The sequence below is a fragment of the Paraburkholderia sp. Cy-641 genome, from assembly GCF_011752945.1.
GTDB lineage: Bacteria > Pseudomonadota > Gammaproteobacteria > Burkholderiales > Burkholderiaceae > Paraburkholderia.
The window spans coordinates 65,345-82,840 of the sequence record NZ_VWWM01000021.1; the positions used below are offsets into that span (position 1 = coordinate 65,345).

Sequence of the window (17,496 nt, forward strand, 5' to 3'; positions counted from 1 at the left end):
GGAGCGGCCTGACGCGCGGCAGCGCTTTACGCGACGCGCTTCACCGACGACTGACCGCCGACCGTGCCGCTTGCGAGGAAACGCTCGCGGATCGACCGGGCGATGCCCGCGGCGTCGAGACCGCACGCGGCGAGCAGCTTGGCCGGGTCCCCGTGATCGATGAACTGGTCGGGGAGGCCCAATTGTAGTACGGGTCGCATAACCCCACTCTCGAGCAGGGCTTCGACGCAGGCCGAACCCGCGCCGCCCATGATGCAGCCTTCCTCGACGGTGACGATCGCGTCGTGCGTTTCAGCCAGCTGGCGCACGAGCTCGGCGTCGAGCGGCTTCACGAAACGCATGTTCGCGACCGTGGCATCGAGTTGCTCGGCTGCCGCGAGCGACGGCGCGACCATCGTGCCGAACGCGAGAATCGCGATGCGCTTGCCGGCCGGCGCCGAGGTTTCGCGGCGCACTTCGCCCTTGCCGAGCGGCAGCGCGGCCATCTGCTTGACCGTTGCAACGCCGGTGCCCGCGCCGCGCGGATAGCGCACGGCCGTCGGATTCGGCTGCTGCAACGCCGTGTACAGCATCTGGCGGCATTCGTTTTCGTCCGACGGCGCCATCACGGTCATGTTCGGGATGCAGCGCATGAACGCGAGGTCGTAGGCACCCGCGTGCGTGGCGCCGTCCGCGCCGACGAGACCCGCGCGGTCGATCGCGAACACGACCGGCAGGTTTTGCAGCGCGACGTCGTGGATCAGTTGGTCATACGCGCGTTGCAGGAACGTCGAGTAGATCGCGACGACCGGCTTCATGCCGTCCGCGGCGAGGCCGCCCGCGAACGTCACCGCATGCTGCTCGGCGATGCCGACGTCGAAGTAACGGTCCGGGAAGCGCCGTTCGAATTCGACGAGGCCCGAGCCCTCGCGCATCGCCGGGGTAATGCCGATCACACGCGAATCGAGCTCCGCGGCATCGCACAGCCATTCGCCGAACACCTGCGTGTAGGTCTTCTTCGACGGCGTCGCGGCCGGCTTGATGCCCTCGGCCGGGTTGAACTTGCCCGGGCCGTGGTACAGCACCGGATCGGCCTCAGCCAGCTTGTAGCCTTGGCCCTTCTTCGTGACGACGTGCAGGAATTGCGGACCGCGCAGTTCCTTGATGTTCTGCAGCGTCGGGATCAGCGAGTCGAGATCGTGGCCGTCGATCGGCCCGATGTAGTTGAAGCCGAATTCCTCGAACAGCGTGGCCGGCACGATCATGCCCTTCGCGTGCTCTTCGAGCTTGCGCGCGAGATCGAGCACCGGCGGCGCGACGCGCAGCACGCGTTCAACGCCCGCGCGCGCGGCCGCGTAGAAGCGGCCCGACATCAGGCGCGCGAGATGGCGATTGAGCGCGCCGACCGGCGGCGAGATCGACATGTCGTTGTCGTTGAGGATCACGAGCAGCGGCACGTCGTCTTCGACGCCCGCGTTGTTCATCGCCTCGAAGGCCATGCCGGCCGTCATCGCGCCGTCGCCGATCACGGCGATGCCCATGCGGTTGTCGCCCTGCAGCTTGCTCGCGACCGCCATGCCGAGCGCCGCCGAAATCGACGTGCTCGAATGCGCGGTGCCGAAGGTGTCGTATTCGGATTCGTCGCGTTTCGGGAAGCCAGAGATGCCGCCCAGTTGGCGCAGCGTGTGCATCTGCTCGCGGCGGCCGGTCAGGATCTTGTGCGGATAGGTCTGATGACCGACGTCCCAGACGATCCGGTCATGCGGCGTATCGAACACATAGTGCAGCGCGATGGTCAACTCGACCGTGCCGAGATTGGACGAAAGATGGCCGCCCGTCTGCGATACGCTGTCGAGCACAAAGGCACGCAACTCGTCTGCAAGCGGTTGCAATTGGCGGCGATCGAGGCGGCGCAGGGCCGCCGGGTCGTCGATGGTTTTCAGCAAGTCGTACATCGTCGTTCCATTGTAGGAAAACTTACGCGCCCGCACTTCATACATGCACCCCGGGGACAGAAGGTGCGCGGCGGCGGGCTTTCGCGTTTAGCTGACCCGGTTCACCACCAGGTCGGCCAATTCGGCAAGACGCTGCGCGCGCGCGCCGAACGGCGCGAGCGAGGCGTGGGCGTCGCTGCGCAGTTGCGCCGCAAGCGCGCGCGACGCGTCGAGCCCGATAATCGACACGTAGGTCGACTTGCCGAGCTTCGCGTCTTTGCCGGCGGTCTTGCCGAGCGTTGCGGAGTCGGTCGTGACATCGAGAATGTCGTCGACAACCTGAAACGCGAGGCCGATCGCGGCGGCGTAGGCGTCGAGCGACGCCAGAGCCTGCGCGTCCGGCGTTTCGCCGGCCAGCGCACCCATGCGCACGGCCGCGCGCAGCAGCGCGCCGGTCTTCATACGGTGCATCGTTTCGAGTTGCGGGCGCGCCAGCGTCAGGCCGGTGCTCGCCAGATCGATGGCCTGCCCGCCGCACATGCCGAGCGAGCCGCTCGCGAGCGCGAGTTCGCGCACGAGCGAGGCCTGCTGCGGCGGGGCCAGCACGTCGGAAGTGAGCGTGACGAATGCCTGCGATTGCAGCGCGTCGCCGACCAGCAGCGCGGTCGCTTCGTCGTATTTGACGTGAACCGTCGGCTTGCCGCGGCGCAATGCGTCGTCGTCCATGCACGGCATGTCGTCGTGCACGAGCGAATACACGTGGATCATTTCGAGCGCCGCTGCCGCCGCGTCGAGGCATTCGGCGTGCGCGCCGGTCAGCTCGCCGGCCGCGTGGCACAGGAGCGGCCGCACGCGCTTGCCGCCGCCGAGCACCGCATAGCGCATCGCCTCGTGCAGATTGGCGGATGTGGTCGTGTCAGCCGGCAGGTAATGTTCCAGCGCCGTTTCGACGCGTTCGAGCACCGAGCGCGTCCATTGTTCGAATGTCATAGATCGTCCCCGCTTTCAGCGGCTGTGCCTGCGGTATTCATGGGCAGTGGTTTCAGCGTTTCGCCGTCGAGCACGCGCACCTGCTGCTCGACCTTTTCGAGCTGCTGCTGGCAGAACGCGACAAGCGCGGCCCCGCGCCGGTAGGCAGCCAACGACTCCTCGAGACTCAGGCTGCCGCCTTCCATGCGCGCCACCAGCTCTTCCAGTTCGGCCTGCGCGGCCTCATAGTTGCCGGGCAGCGGCGTGGTATCGCCGCTTTCGGCCGACGCGGCGGCAGTATCTTTCGATGCGGTCTTCGCCATGAATAGTCGCAAAATTAAAACAAGTCGGACATTCTACGGCAAAAGCGGCGTTTCCGATCCGCTCGCCCCCTTCGCCTCGCCGCCCTACCCCGCTTCGACCCTGCTTTGCAGCGGCTTCGAGCCTGAAGTCTCGCAGAAAAAAACCGCTGAATCTGCGGCGAAAATGCCGAACCAATCGGACATTTTTGACCCAAATCAGTCACTTAAGTGCCCCTGACAGCGAGAAACTGGTATAATCTCCGGCTCCCTAAATCGAATCTTCGATGGTTGGGTTGTTCACTGCTTTCACGTCTTCATCGGGAGTGGGAATGTCCAATCTGAGCAATGCATTGCAGTTGCGGTCTGTTCACAGCCAGCTGCCAGTCACGGCTTACTTTGACGAAGCGCTTCTTACGCGCGAAATCGACACCCTTTTCAAGAAAGGTCCTCGCTACATCGGCCACGATCTCATGGTGCCCGAAGCGGGGGATTATTTTGCCTTGCCCAGCGAACGCGAGGGGCGGGTGCTCGTCCGCAACCAGCAGTCGCAGGTCGAACTGCTGTCGAACGTGTGCCGCCACCGCCAGGCCATCATGCTTAACGGCCGCGGCCAGACGCAGAACATCGTCTGTCCGCTGCATCGCTGGACGTACGACCTGAAGGGCGAACTGCTCGGCGCGCCCCATTTCGCCGACAACCCGTGCCTGAACCTCGGCGCGACGCCGCTGCAGAACTGGCAGGGCCTGCTGTTCGAGGCACAGGGCCGCGACGTCGCGAAAGACCTTGCACGTCTCGGCACGAAGCGGCATTTCGACTTCTCGGGCTTCATGTTCGATCACGTCGAAGTCCACGAGTGCAACTACAACTGGAAGACCTTCATCGAGGTCTATCTGGAGGACTATCACGTCGCGCCGTTCCATCCGGGCCTCGGCAGCTTCGTCAATTGCGACGACCTGACGTGGGAGTTCGGCGACTGGTACAGCGTGCAGACGGTCGGCGTGCACAAGGATCTGGAGCAGCCGGGCAGCCCGACGTACCGCAAATGGCACGACGAAGTGCTGCGCTTTCGCGGCGGCAACCCGCCCGAGTTCGGCGCGATCTGGATGGTGTACTACCCGGGCATCATGATCGAGTGGTATCCGCACGTGCTCGTGGTGTCGTGGCTGATTCCGCATGGTCCGCAGAAAACCACCAACGTGGTCGAGTTCTATTACCCCGAGGAAATCGCGCTGTTCGAACGCGACTTCGTCGAAGCCGAGCGCGCCGCCTATATGGAAACGGCCCGCGAAGACGACGAGATCGCCGAGCGCATGGACGCCGGCCGCCGCGCGCTGATGGAACGCGGCGAATCGCAGGTGGGTCCGTATCAGAGCCCGATGGAAGACGGTATGCAGCACTTCCACGAGTTCCTGCGTCGCGAACTCGGCACGGTCTGATTCGCTGCAAGCAGCGCCACTCGTTGGCACAATGGGCAAGACAAGGAAAGACGGGCTGCGGCCCGTCTTTTTTTGTTTAGACTACCGACATAGACCGGCTCTCCGCCCGCTGCGCCCCACCGCGCAACCGGAGCCACCATCGCACGTATCGAGGAAACGTCATGCCCCACACCCACTACACCACCCTGATCTCCGCGACCAATCTTGCCGAGCGGCTCGCCGCCGCGCCGGGCAGCGTGTTCGTGGTCGACTGCCGGTTCGACCTCGCCGATACCGAAGCGGGCGAGAAAGCGTATCTCGCCGGCCATCTGCCGGGCGCGCATTATCTGCATCTCGACCGCGACCTGTCTGGGCCGAAGACCGGCTCGAACGGCAGGCATCCGCTGCCGGACCGCGCACGGCTCGTCGAGACACTGGAATCGCGCGGACTCAAGCAAGGCCAGCAGGTCGTCGCGTATGACGCGCATGGCGGCATGTACGCCGCGCGCATCTGGTGGCTGCTGCGCTGGCTCGGGCACGATGCGGTCGCGCTACTCGACGGCGGCCTGCAAGCCTGGCAGGCCGCGGGCCAACCGTTGACGCCGGACGTGCCGGCGCAGAACACCGGCGACTTCAGCGCGGCCGCGCCGCTCGCCGTAACCGTCGACGCGCAGACGGTCGAGCGCAACCTCGGCTCGAAGGAGCGCGTCGTGGTCGACGCACGCGCGGCCGACCGTTATCGCGGCGAGAACGAAACGCTCGATCGCGTCGGCGGCCATATCCCCGGCGCACTCAACCGCTTCTTCAAGGACAACCTCACCGCCGACGGCCGCTTCAAGCCGGCGCACACGCTGCGCGAGGAATTCCACGCGCTGCTCGGCGACACGCCGCCGGAACACGTGGTGCTGCAATGCGGCTCGGGCGTGACCGCCTGCGTGAACTCGCTCGCGATGGAAATCGCCGGCATGCATGGCTCCGCGCTATACGCAGGGTCGTGGAGCGAATGGAGTTCGGACCCGAAGCGGCCGGTCGCGACGGGGCCGAATCCTTGAGCTGAGCTGAGCCGAGCTTGCGGGCAAGCAAGCCGCGATGGGCGGGCGCAGCCACAGTGAGGCACGCGTTAGTCCAATGCATTAGCCCTGCCAGGAAAGCCGACTAAAAAGGCCATTGCCGTCTCAACGCGGCCATGGCCTTTTCCTTTTCGTCCGACTTATCGGATCAACGAGGCACGAGGACTGCGTCAACCCCGTCGTTACCGCCTGACAGCACCATGTGCCTCAAACCACCCCGTGCTGCCTGAACCACACGAGCGTGCGACGCCAGCCGTCCTCGGCATCGGCCTTCCTGTAGCTCGGCCGGTAATCGGCGAAAAACGCGTGGCCCGCGTCGTCATAGACGACGAACTGCGAACCGCGCCCCGCCTGCGGACCTTGCGCGATGGCCTGTTTCATCTGCGCGAGCGTGTCCTGCGGAATGCTCGGGTCCTCGCGCCCATACAGGCCGAGCACCGGCGCATGCAGATCGGCGACGAGATCGAGTGGATTGGCCGGCGTCATCGCATTCTTCGCGCCGGTCACGCGGCCATACCAGGCGACGCCCGCCTTCACGCGCGGATTATGCTCGGCATACAGCCACGCGATGCGCCCGCCCCAGCAGAAGCCGTTCACGCCGAGCCGCTTCAGGTCGCCGCCGTTCTCGCCGGCCCACGCGGCGGCCGCGTCGAGGTCGGCCAGCACCTGCTCGTCGGGCACCTTGCTGACCAGTTGCTCGTTGAGTTGCTGCATGCTCGTGTAGACGGTCGGATCGCCCTCGCGCTCGTACAGGTTCGGCGCGATCGCCAGATAGCCCTGTTTCGCGAAGCGCCGGCAAACGTCGGCGATATGCTCGTGCACGCCGAAGATCTCATGCACGACAAGGATCACCGGCAGATGCGTCTTGCCCAATGGCCGCGCGCGATAGGCCGGGATCAGCGTGCCTTGCGAATGAAACGCGACTTCGCCGGCTTCGAGGCCGTCGCTGTCGGTATGGATGGTTTGCGCCGAGACCGGCAGCACGGCCGCCGCGAAACCACTGCCGAGCGCGGTCTTGATGAAGGTACGCCGGTTGAAGGGAACGTGCGGGACCAGGGCGTCGACTTCGGGTTTCAGCATGCGGCGCTCCTCGATGAAGGGTGGGAAGCAACAGGATACGCCCTGGGCGCATCCCGTTGCAGATTCGACTGAGGAGAACGTCCGCCCGCGTCGGGGCAGTCGTCAGTGCAGCTTGACGCGCGGCAGCGTGGTACGGCGCAGCCAATGCGCGAAGGTGTCGAGCACCATGCGCGGATAGCCGTGCAGCGCGGCGATGTGCAACCGGTACAGCGACATGTACATGAAGCGCGCGAACAGCCCCTCGATCAGCATGTTGCCGCCGATCACCCCGCCCATCAGATTGCCGACCGCGCTGAAGTGGCCGAGCGACACGAGCGAACCGAAATCGCGATAGGTGAATTCCGGCAGCGGATTGTTGTCGAGCCGCGCCGCCAGCGCCTTCAGCAAAAAGGCCGCCTGCTGATGCGCGGCCTGCGCGCGCGGCGGCACGTTGCGCTCGTTGCCGGGCCACTGGCAGGTGGCGCAATCGCCGAGCGCGAAGATGTTGTCGTCGATTTCGGTTTGCAGCGTGCGGCGCACGTTGAGCTGGCCGAGCCGGTTGACCGGTAGCCCGTCGAGCTGGCTCAGCACCGCCGGCGCCTTGATGCCCGCCGCCCACACGGTCAGATCGGCGCGCACGGTGTGCCCGCTCGCGGTGCGGATATAGCCGGGCGCGACCTCGGCCACCGTTTCGCCGATCATCAGCTTGACGCCGAGCTTGGTCAGCAATTCGGCGGTGGCCGTCGAAACGCGCTCCTGCAAGGCGGGCAGAATGCGCGGCCCGGCCTCGATCAGCACGATGCCGACGTCGTGCCGCGGATCGAGCTTGTGCAAGCCATACGCGGACAGCACCTGCGCCGTATTGCGCAACTCCGCCGACAACTCGACACCGGTCGCGCCGCCGCCGACGATCGCCACCTGGATGCGCGGCTCGCTCGACGTCGAGGTGCCGGGCCCCGGCCGCGACTCGACGGGCTCGTACGCCTGATGCTCGGCGCGCATGCACGCGGCGATCAGCCGCTTGCGGAAGCGCTCGGCCTGGCCGACGGTATCGAGTGCAAGGGAGAATTCGGCCGCGCCCTTCACGCCGAAGAAAGCCGTGGTACTGCCGATCGCGATGACCAGCGTGTCGTACTCGAGCTGGCGTTCGGGCAGCAGTTCGGCGCCGTCGTCGTCGAGCACGGTGCCGAGCGTGATGCGCCGGTTCGCGCGGTCGAGTCCGGTCAGCTCGCCCTGCTGGAACTCGAAGCCGTGCCAGCGCGCCTGCGCCGCGTATTCGAGTTCCTGCGTGAACGGATCCATGCTGCCGGCCGCCACCTCGTGCAGCAGCGGCTTCCAGATATGCGTCGGATTGCGGTCGACCAGCGTGACCACGGCCCGCGCGCTGCTCCCTCTTTTGCCGGCGCCATAGCGATCACCCAGGCGTGTCGCCAGTTCCAGTCCGCCCGCACCTCCGCCAACGACGATAAATCGATGCATTGCACTTCTCCGTGTAGCCGATGAATTATCTGTCGCGACGCTGCGCATGAATGCGCCGTCCTGACCCGATTGTCCTCGACCCTCACGGGATGCCACAAGTCGCCAAAACCCATGTGTGACATGCGCACGACGTTATCGTGCACTCATCGTACCTGTGTCACAGGCATGTCAATGCGCTTCCTCCCAGTTCAGGCCCGCGCCGACCTCGGCCACGAGCGGCACCTTCAGCGCGGCGACGCCGCACATCAGTTCGGGCAGACGTTTGCGGACCTCGGACAACTCGGCGTCGGGCACTTCGAGAATCAGTTCGTCGTGTACCTGCATAATCATGCGCGTGCCGATGTTCGAGTCTTCGATCCACTTCTGCACGGCGATCATCGACATCTTGATGAGGTCGGCGGCGGTGCCCTGCATCGGTGCATTGATCGCGGCACGCTCGGCCGCCTGGCGGCGCGGACCGTTGCCGCCGTTGATCTCGGGCAGCCACAGGCGGCGACCGAACACGGTTTCGACGTAGCCCTTTGCCTTGGCGCTCGTGCGCGTCTCGTCCATGTAGCGCGCGACGCCCGGATAGCGCGCGAAGTAGCGGTCGATATACATCTTTGCCGCGTCGCGCGTGATGCCGAGGTTCGACGCGAGGCCGAACGCGCTCATGCCGTAGATCAGGCCGAAGTTGATGACCTTCGCGACGCGCCGCTGGTCGCTCGACACTTCGAGCGGCGTCACGCCGAAGATTTCCGAGGCGGTGGCGCGGTGAATGTCCTCACCCTGCGAGAACGCGCGCATCAGCGATTCGTCGCCGGAGATGTGCGCCATGATGCGCAATTCGATCTGCGAATAATCGGCGGACACGAGCTTGTGGCCCGGCGGCGCGATAAACGCCTCGCGGATGCGGCGGCCTTCGCCGGTCCGCACCGGAATATTCTGCAGGTTCGGATCGTTCGATGCGAGCCGCCCCGTCACCGCGACGGCCTGCGCATAGTTGGTGTGCACGCGGCCCGTTTGCGGGTTGACCATGCGCGGCAGTTTGTCGGTATAGGTCGACTTCAGCTTCGAGAGGCCGCGATGTTCGAGCAGGATCTTCGGCAGCGGATAGTCTTCAGCGAGCTTCTGCAACACTTCTTCGTCGGTGGACGGCGCGCCGCTCGGCGTCTTCTTGACCACCGGCAACTCGAGCTTCTCGAAGAAGATCTGGCCGATCTGCTTCGGCGAACCGAGGTTGAACTCGCCGCCCGCGAGTTCGTACGCCTCGCCTTCGAGTTCGATCAGCCGCGTGGCGATCTCGCTGCTTTGCTGACGCAGCTTCTCCGCGTCGATCAGCACGCCCGTGCGCTCCATCTTGCGCAGCACGCGCGAGGTCGGCACCTCGATCTCGCGATACACGCGTTCGAGCGATTTATCGGCGGCGATCTGCGGATACATCGCCTGATGCAGACGCAAGGTGATGTCGGCGTCTTCGGCCGCGTATTCGGCGGCCTGCTCGAGCGCGACTTCGTCGAAGCCGATCTGCTGCGCGCCCTTGCCCGCGACCTCTTCGTACTTGATCGTCTTTACGCCGAGATGACGCAGCGCGAGGCTGTCCATGTCGTGCGTGCGATGCGATTCGAGCACGTACGATTCGAGCAGCGTGTCGTGCTCGACGCCGCGCATTTCGATGCCGTAGTTCGCGAGCACCTGTTCGTCGTACTTCAGATGCTGGCCGACCTTCTTGTGCTGCGCGCTTTCGAGCCACGGCTTGAGCTTCGCGAGCACTTCGTCGCGCGGCAGTTGCACGGGTGCGTCGGGCCCGCGATGCGCGAGCGGCACATAGGCGGCGCTGCCCGCTTCGACCGAGAGCGACAGGCCGACGATCTGCGCGATCATCGGATCGAGCGAGGTGGTTTCGGTATCGAACGAAGTCAGTGCGGCCGCGTCGATTTTTTCGAGCCACGCGTCGAACTGCTCCCACGTCTGCACGGTGTCGTAGTGGCGCTCCTGATCCACCGCGAGCGCGGGCGGCGCGTCGGTTGCCGGCCCCTCTTCGGCGGCGGTTTCGACTTCGCGCAGCCACGTCTTGAAGCCGTGGCGCGTGAAGACGTCGCGCAATTCTTCGCGCGACTCGGGAAGGCTCGGCAAGCTTTCCTCGATCGACTCGAGATGGCCGGTGAGATCGCAATGACGCTCGACGGTCACGAGCTTGCGCGCCATCGGCAGGAAGTCGAGCGCGCGGCGCAGATTGTCGCCGACCGCGCCCTTGATCTCGCTCGCATGCTCGACGATGCCGTCGAGCGAGTCGTATTGCGTGAGCCACTTGACGGCCGTTTTCGGGCCGCACTTCTCGACGCCCGGCACGTTATCCACTGTGTCGCCGATCAGCGACAGATAGTCGACGATGCGCTCCGGCGGCACGCCGAACTTCGCAACCACGCCGTCGCGATCGAGCGTTTCGTTGGTCATCGTATTGACGAGCGTGACGCGCTCCGACACGAGTTGCGCGAGGTCTTTGTCGCCGGTCGAGACGATCACGTTCATGCCGAGCTTTTCCGCCGCGGTGGAGAGCGTGCCGATCACGTCGTCGGCCTCGACGCCTTCGAGCATCAGCAGCGGCCAGCCGAGCGCGCGCACCGCGACGTGAATCGGCTCGATCTGGCGCGAGAGATCATCGGGCATCGACGGACGGTTCGCCTTATAGTCGGGATACCAGTCGTCGCGAAACGTTTTGCCCTTGGCGTCGAACACGCACGCGCTATACTCTGCCGTGACTTCCTTGCGCATGCGCCGCAGCATGTTGATGATCCCGTAGAGCGCACCCGTCGGGCCACCATCGGGACCGCGCAGATCAGGCATCGCATGGTAGGCCCGGTACAGATAACTCGAACCGTCGACCAACAGCAGGGTCTTACCTTCAAGGCTTCGTTCTTCAGGCATTATGACTAAGAGAAAAGTGATTCCGAGTCTGCGATCGCTCGCAGATCAAGAGCGCGCAACGGCCAAAAAAGCCCGCGCATCGTGGCAGATGTTCACGATTATGGCAGAGTTTATCGAGGCGACCGAATACCTCTCGGAGATCCGCCCGGCAGTCAGCATCTACGGTTCGGCACGCCTCAAACCGAACTCGCCCTACTACAAACTCACCACGCAGATCGCCCGCAAACTGTCGGACGCAGGCTTCGCGGTGATCTCCGGCGGCGGCCCCGGCATCATGGAAGCGGCCAACAAGGGCGCACATGCGGGCAAGGCGCCGTCGGTCGGTCTGAACATCGAGTTGCCGCACGAGCAGTCGGGCAATCAATGGCAGGACATCTCGCTGCGCTTTCGCCACTTCTTCACGCGCAAGGTCACGTTCGTGAAGAACTCCGACGCGGTCATCGTAATGCCGGGCGGCTTCGGCACGCTCGACGAACTGGCCGAAGTACTCACGCTGATTCAAACCAAGAAGTCGCGCCACGTGCCGATCATCCTGGTCGGCGCCGAGTTCTGGGAAGGACTGCTCGGGTGGTTCAAGAGCTCGCTGATCCCGATGGGCCTCATCAATCCGACCGACATCGATCTGATGCAGGTGATCGACGATCCGGACCAGGTGCTCGAAGCGGTGCTGAAGTTCTACGAAGACCGCGAGGAAGGCGAGGCGCATCCGGCCAAGTCGGATGAGGACAGGATGTTCTATCTGTAATCGCGTGATGCCACGCGAATAGCCTGAGCCTTGCGCGTGAGATCACGCGCATCGCCACGCATCTGGCGGGCGGCCTTCGGGCCGCCCGCTTTCGTTTTGCAGGGCAGTTTGCGGCGCGCTTACGGTTATGGGCGGGTTATAGGCGGCTCGCGCGCGCGAACGACTCGTTCGCGTAAAAATCGTTTTGCGGGCCGCCGGTTCGGCGCTAACCTGCTGAGCTTCTACTCGAAGCCTCGCGATATGAACCACGAACTCACCTCGTCCGAACCCGCGCTCGCGCCCACGCCGACATCGCGGGAAATCTTCGGCGGCTTTCTCGGCCTCGGGCTGATTTCATTCGGCGGCGCCCTGCCGCTCGCGCGCCGCGCGATCGTCGAACAGCGCCGCTGGCTCAGCGCCGACGAATTCACCGATCTGCTCGGCCTCTGTCAATTCCTGCCGGGCGGCAACGTCATCAATCTCGCGGTCGCGCTCGGCATGCGCTTTCGCGGCGTGCCCGGCGCGCTCGCGGGCCTGCTCGGACTCATCGCCGGGCCCTCGCTCGTCGTGATCGGGCTCGGCGTGCTTTACGAGCACACGCAGAACGATCCGCACGTGCGCCATCTGTTCGCGGGACTCGCGGCCGCGGCCTCGGGATTGCTGATCGCGATGGCGATCAAGATCGTGCTGCCGTTGCGCAACCAGCCGCTGGCCGCGCTGATCGCGGTACTCGGCTTCATCGCGATTGCGATCCTGCGCGTTCCGCTTCTGCCGACAATGCTCGTGCTCACGCCGATCAGCATCTATCTCGCAGCGAGGAACGCACGATGAACGACACGCTCGTTTCTCTCGCCATCATCTTCAGCCAGCTTTCGCTGCTCGCATTCGGCGGCGGCAATACGATTCTTCCGGAAATGCAGCGGCAGGTGGTCGAGGTGCATCACTGGATGCCGGCCAGCGAATTCAGCGCGCTGTTCGCGCTGGCGCAGGCCGCGCCGGGGCCGAACCTGATGATCGTGACGCTGATCGGCTGGCATGTGGCCGGCTGGGCCGGCATGCTCGTGACGTCGATCGCGAAGTTCGGACCGTCGTCGCTCGTAACGGTCCTCGCGCTGCATGCGTGGGATCGCTTCAAGGACCGCCCGTGGCGGCGCTATGCGCAACTCGGGCTCGTGCCGGTGACGGCCGGCATCGTCGCGGCCAGCGCGGCGCTGATCGCGAAAGCATCGAACCCGAACGCGATCGCATGGGCCATCACCGCGTTCACCGCCGTGCTGGCGACGAAGACGCGCATTCATCCGCTCTGGCTGCTGGCGGCCGGCAGCCTGATCGGGCTGACCGGCTTCGGGCAGGTGTGATGCGAGACTGAGGCAACGCTCGCGCAGCGCGAGCGGGCCGACGCAACCCGCTCGCCCTTGGCCTACTGAAACGCCACCTCGGCGAAACTGCGCAGCTTGCGGCTATGCAGGCGGTGCAGCCCGTTCGTGCGCAAGATCTCCATCGCCATCACGCCGATCTGCAAATGCTGATCGACCTGCGCGCGATAGAACTGATCTGCCATGCCGGGCAGCTTCAGTTCGCCATGCAAGGGCTTGTCCGAGACGCACAGCAAGGTGCCGTAAGGCACGCGGAAGCGGAAGCCGTTCGCGGCGATCGTCGCGCTTTCCATGTCGAGCGCGATCGCGCGGCTCTGCGACAGCCGCTGCACCGGCTCGCGATGATCGCGCAGTTCCCAGTTGCGGTTGTCGACGCTCGCCACCGTGCCCGTGCGCATCACGCGCTTCAACTCGACGCCGTCGAGCTGCGTAACCTGCGCGACCGCGCGCTCGAGCGCGACCTGCACTTCGGCGAGCGCCGGGATCGGCACCCATAGCGGCAGATCGGCATCGAGCACATGGTCTTCGCGCACATAGCCGTGCGCGAGCACGTAGTCGCCGAGACGCTGCGTGTTGCGCAGACCCGCGCAGTGGCCGAGCATGATCCACGCATGCGGACGCAGCACCGCGATGTGATCGGTAATGGTCTTCGCATTCGACGGCCCGACCCCGATGTTGACCATCGTGATGCCGCTGCCGTCCGCGCGCTTCAGGTGATACGCGGGCATCTGCGGCAGACGCGGCGGCGGCGCGCCTTCCTGCGCCTGCTCGCCGAGATTCTCGTTATAGGTAATCACGTCGCCGGGCTCGACGAACGACGTGTATTCGCTGCGATGGGCGCGCAGTTGCTCGTCGTCGGTACGGGCCATCATCGTGCGGCCTAACTTGACGAACTCGTCGATATAGAACTGGTAGTTCGTGTACAGCACGTAGTTCTGCACGTGCGTCGGCGAGGTCGCCGTGTAGTGCTTCAGCCGATGCAGCGAGAAGTCGACGCGCGCCGCCGTGAAAAGCGCGAGCGGATGCGGCTCGCCCGGCATCGGCTCGTACGTGCCGTTGACGATGCGGTCGTCGAGCAGCGCGAGGTCCGGCGTGTCGAAGATGTCGCGCATCAGGAACAGACGCTCGCGGTCCAGATCGCCTTCGAGGTGAATGCCCTCGGCGAACGCGAAGTGAATCGGAATCGGCTGGTCCGACACGCCGACCTCGATCTGCACATGATGGTTCTTCGCGAGCAGGCGTAACTGCTCGCGATAGTAGTCGCCGAACAGATCGGGACGCGTGACCGTCGTCTCGAACACGCCCGGCCCGGCGACGAAGCCGTACGAGCGGCGCGAATCGACGTGCGTGTTGACCTCGGTGCGCACGCGCACGAACGGATAGCACGCGCGCACGCGGCGCTCGAACAGTTCGTTGCGGCGATAACGCGCGAACGCATCGCGCAGAAACGACGTGTTCGCCTCGTAGATCGCGGCGAGGCGGGTGACGGCCTCGGCCGCGTCGTCGAAGCCTTCGGTCGGGAAGCTGTTGGCGGGCGTCTGCAGCGCGCGCTGATTGATATCGTTGTTCATCATCGTTCACCCCTATTGATGAGACGACATTACCACGGAACACGCGCGCGCCACATGGCCTCGCGGCGTTCCCGGCACGGTTCGCGCGCGGCGCGCGAAAGCGGCGCAAAATAAGGCTTCGCGACCGTACGCGAGGCCGGATTTGCTAGAATCGGCGCATCCCATCGGAGAATCACCATGAAGCCGCTCCTTCCCGTCGCCGTTGCGCTGGCCCTCGCCTTCGGCAACGCCGCGATGGCTGCCCAGCCCGTCGACGAACCGCCGCCCGCCGACGCGCCCCAGTCCGCCAATGAACGGGCCGGTCTGCCCGACCTGGACAAGATCAACCGTCCGGGCGCCGAGGTCAGCTCGAAGGTCGACATCAACGTTCCGCGCACGCCGAGCTTCCACGAAGTCAGCCCGAACGGCACCGAAATTACCGAATACCGCGACAAGGGCAAGCCGGTCGAAATCAACGTGCACTCGAATTTCGGCACGCGCTATCAGATGAGCTCGCCGCTCGACACCTCGCCCACTGTCCACGACAGCGGCCGTCCGAGTACGCGCTTGCCTTCGGTGAATCTGCACTATTGAGCCGATGCGCGTGGGCGCGGCTGTCGTGGGCCGCCGCGCCTGATTCCGGTGGCTGGCGGGTTGCTCCGGCGCTACATGCGGCAATGCGCCCGTCGCGCTTGTCCTGTTTGCCGGCGAGTCCAGCCGGAATCGCCCGCGTCCCGCCGCATCGTTCGACACCGTATTCGCAACATCCATTCGCCACACTTCGCACTGGCCGCATCGCGCCAGCCCGAGCAACCTGATCCGACGTTTCCCGCATGGCTGTCTTCACCGCTGTCAACGAATCCCAACTCGCAGAATGGATGCGTCACTACGATCTCGGCGATGTCGTCGAGCTTCGCGGCATCTCGTCCGGTATTGAAAACAGCAACTTCTTCCTGACGACGACGCGCGGCGAATACGTGCTGACGATTTTCGAAAAGCTGACCGCCGAGCAGTTGCCCTTCTATCTGGACCTGATGCGCCACCTCGCCGCGCACCGCGTGCCGGTGCCGGACCCGATGCCGCGCCTCGACGGCGCGCTGTTCGGCATGCTGCTCGGCAAGCCCGCGACCATCGTGACGAAGCTCGAAGGCAAGCCGGAACTCGCGCCGGGCGTCGAGCACTGCGTCGAAGTCGGGCAGATGCTCGCGCGCATGCACCTCGCGGGCCGCGACTATCCGCGCTATCAGCCGAATCTGCGCAGCCTGCCGTGGTGGCGCGAGACCGTGCCGACCATCCTGCCGTTTCTCGAAGGCGAGCCGCGCGAGTTGCTGGCGTCCGAGCTCGCGCATCAGGAAGCGTTCTTCGCCTCGGCCGATTACGCGGCGCTGCCCGCAGGCCCGTGCCATGCCGACCTGTTCCGCGACAATGCGATGTTCGCGCATGCGGCGCCCGATACGGGCCACGAAGTGCGGCTCGGCGGCTTCTTCGACTTCTATTTCGCCGGTTGCGACAAGTGGCTGTTCGACGTCGCGGTGACCGTCAACGACTGGTGCGTCGACCTCGCGACCGGCAAGCTCGACGCCGCGCGCACCGAAGCGCTGTTGCGCGCGTACCAGACGGTGCGGCCGTTCACCGCCGAGGAAAACCGCCACTGGGGCGACATGCTGCGAGCGGGTGCGTACCGTTTCTGGGTCTCGCGCCTGTATGATTTTCACCTGCCGCGCGCGGCCGAGCTGCTCAAGCCGCACGATCCCGGCCATTTCGAACGCATTCTGCGCGAACGCCTCGCCGGCGTCGCGCATCCAGGCATCCCTACCTCATGCAACTGATCGAAGTCCCCGCGAAAACCGGCTATGTATGGTTCCGGCAAGGTATCTGGCTGTTCCGTAAGAATCCGCTCGCGTTCCTGACGCTGTTCTTCACCTATGTGCTGGTGATGACGCTCGTCTCGCAGATTCCGGTGATCGGCGGCGTGTTGCCGCTGCTGTTCATTCCCGGCGTCGCGGTCGGCTTCATGGCCGCGTGCCGCAACACGATCGCGGGCAAGCCGGTGTTCCCGACCATCCTCGTGGATGGCTTTCATTCGTACGGCCCGGTGGTCGCGCGGCGGCTGCTCGTGCTCGGCGCGCTGTATGTCGTCGCGATGGCGCTTGTGCTGGCCGGCTCCGCGCTCGCCGACGGCGGCATGCTGCTGAAGGTGATGCTCGGCGGCGCGCAGCTGGATCAGGACGCGATCGTCAACAGCAACATCCCGCTCGCGGTGCTCACGGCGCTCGCGTTCTATGTGCCGGTTGCGATGCTGTTCTGGTTCTCGCCGATTCTCGCCGCCTGGCACGACGTGCCGCCCGTCAAGGCGATGTTCTTCAGCGTCGTCAGTTGCTGGCGCAATCGCGGTGCTTTCGTCGTGTTCGTGGCGCTGTGGTTCGCGGTCGCGACGCTGGTGTCGTTCGGTCTGTCCGCGGTGATGCAGGCGCTCGGCGCCGCCGACTTCGCGTTCGCGGTCCTGATGCCCGCGACGATGATCGTCACGACCATGCTGTACTGCTCGTTCTACGCGACCTACCGCGGCTGCTTCGGCGTGCAGACACCGCAAACGCCGGATCTGCCGACCAAACCGGCGGCCTGATCGACCGCTTGCATGCGGGCATCGTCGGGATGCCCGCGTTTTCTTCGCGCGGCTTTCCTTCGCTTTCCTGCTTTAGCGGCCGCCTTTCGCGCTACCCGCCGCTCCC

General features: G+C 65.2%; 16 protein-coding genes. 9 read left to right on the top strand and 7 right to left on the bottom strand.

What is annotated here, in order from left to right; translation table 11 throughout:
- Positions 1–26 precede the first annotated feature (26 nt).
- From dxs to F3J20_RS13900, 3 genes are all read right to left on the bottom strand, one after another.
- Positions 27–1,934: a 1-deoxy-D-xylulose-5-phosphate synthase gene (gene dxs / locus F3J20_RS13890; protein WP_167039210.1), complete on the bottom strand. Its 1,908-nt coding sequence runs from the start codon at positions 1,932–1,934 to the stop codon at positions 27–29.
- 87 nt (positions 1,935–2,021) lie between these two features.
- Positions 2,022–2,903, bottom strand: a complete 882-nt coding sequence (locus F3J20_RS13895; protein ID WP_167039209.1) for a farnesyl diphosphate synthase — start codon at positions 2,901–2,903, stop codon at positions 2,022–2,024.
- Positions 2,900–3,205, bottom strand: coding sequence for an exodeoxyribonuclease VII small subunit (locus tag F3J20_RS13900; RefSeq protein ID WP_167039207.1), 306 nt, complete (start codon positions 3,203–3,205; stop codon positions 2,900–2,902). Before F3J20_RS13900 ends, F3J20_RS13895 begins: the two co-directional genes overlap by 4 nt.
- Between F3J20_RS13900 and F3J20_RS13905 the strand changes: the two genes are divergently transcribed.
- From F3J20_RS13905 to F3J20_RS13915, 3 genes are all read left to right on the top strand, one after another.
- The gene (locus tag F3J20_RS13905) at positions 3,204–3,422 is read left to right on the top strand and encodes a hypothetical protein (RefSeq protein WP_167039205.1); all 219 of its coding nucleotides are present in this window, start codon (positions 3,204–3,206) and stop codon (positions 3,420–3,422) included. The genes F3J20_RS13900 and F3J20_RS13905 overlap by 2 nt on opposite strands.
- Before the next feature lie 91 nt (positions 3,423–3,513).
- Entirely contained in the window at positions 3,514–4,620 is a 1,107-nt protein-coding gene (locus F3J20_RS13910) for an aromatic ring-hydroxylating dioxygenase subunit alpha (protein ID WP_167283625.1), read from the top strand.
- 161 nt (positions 4,621–4,781) lie between these two features.
- Positions 4,782–5,651 (top strand): sulfurtransferase, encoded by an 870-nt coding sequence (locus F3J20_RS13915; protein WP_167039201.1) that lies wholly within the window; start codon positions 4,782–4,784, stop codon positions 5,649–5,651.
- A gap of 225 nt (positions 5,652–5,876) precedes the next feature.
- On the opposite strand, the gene F3J20_RS13920 is transcribed toward F3J20_RS13915, so the two are convergent.
- From F3J20_RS13920 to polA, 3 genes are all read right to left on the bottom strand, one after another.
- Complete coding sequence (locus F3J20_RS13920) at positions 5,877–6,749, bottom strand: dienelactone hydrolase family protein (protein WP_167283626.1); 873 nt, start codon at positions 6,747–6,749, stop codon at positions 5,877–5,879.
- Between the two features lie 102 nt (positions 6,750–6,851).
- Positions 6,852–8,207, bottom strand: coding sequence for an NAD(P)/FAD-dependent oxidoreductase (locus tag F3J20_RS13925; protein WP_167283627.1), 1,356 nt, complete (start codon positions 8,205–8,207; stop codon positions 6,852–6,854).
- A gap of 168 nt (positions 8,208–8,375) precedes the next feature.
- Entirely contained in the window at positions 8,376–11,114 is a 2,739-nt protein-coding gene (gene polA / locus F3J20_RS13930; protein ID WP_167283628.1) for a DNA polymerase I, read from the bottom strand.
- 1 nt (position 11,115) lies between these two features.
- On the opposite strand from polA, the gene F3J20_RS13935 reads away from it, so the two are divergent.
- From F3J20_RS13935 to F3J20_RS13945, 3 genes are all read left to right on the top strand, one after another.
- Complete coding sequence (locus F3J20_RS13935) at positions 11,116–11,859, top strand: TIGR00730 family Rossman fold protein (protein WP_167039193.1); 744 nt, start codon at positions 11,116–11,118, stop codon at positions 11,857–11,859.
- Between the two features lie 240 nt (positions 11,860–12,099).
- Positions 12,100–12,669, top strand: a complete 570-nt coding sequence (locus F3J20_RS13940; protein WP_167039191.1) for a chromate transporter — start codon at positions 12,100–12,102, stop codon at positions 12,667–12,669.
- Positions 12,666–13,196 carry a chromate transporter gene (locus tag F3J20_RS13945; RefSeq protein WP_167039189.1) on the top strand — a complete coding sequence of 177 codons (531 nt, stop codon included), beginning with the start codon at positions 12,666–12,668 and terminating at the stop codon, positions 13,194–13,196. The genes F3J20_RS13940 and F3J20_RS13945 overlap by 4 nt, the downstream gene beginning before the upstream one ends.
- A gap of 62 nt (positions 13,197–13,258) precedes the next feature.
- Here F3J20_RS13945 and F3J20_RS13950 read toward each other — a convergent pair whose 3' ends face one another.
- A complete protein-coding gene (locus F3J20_RS13950; RefSeq protein ID WP_167283651.1) occupies positions 13,259–14,785 on the bottom strand; it encodes an AMP nucleosidase in 1,527 nt (508 codons plus the stop codon).
- A 177-nt stretch (positions 14,786–14,962) separates the two neighbouring features.
- Between F3J20_RS13950 and F3J20_RS13955 the strand changes: the two genes are divergently transcribed.
- The 3 genes from F3J20_RS13955 (at position 14,963) to F3J20_RS13965 (ending at position 17,390) form a co-directional block, all read left to right on the top strand.
- Positions 14,963–15,358, top strand: a complete 396-nt coding sequence (locus F3J20_RS13955) for a hypothetical protein (RefSeq protein ID WP_167283629.1) — start codon at positions 14,963–14,965, stop codon at positions 15,356–15,358.
- Positions 15,359–15,597: 239 nt separating this feature from the next.
- The gene (locus F3J20_RS13960) at positions 15,598–16,593 is read left to right on the top strand and encodes a homoserine kinase (RefSeq protein WP_167039185.1); all 996 of its coding nucleotides are present in this window, start codon (positions 15,598–15,600) and stop codon (positions 16,591–16,593) included.
- Positions 16,584–17,390: a BPSS1780 family membrane protein gene (locus tag F3J20_RS13965; RefSeq protein ID WP_167039183.1), complete on the top strand. Its 807-nt coding sequence runs from the start codon at positions 16,584–16,586 to the stop codon at positions 17,388–17,390. Before F3J20_RS13960 ends, F3J20_RS13965 begins: the two co-directional genes overlap by 10 nt.
- Positions 17,391–17,496 lie beyond the last annotated feature (106 nt).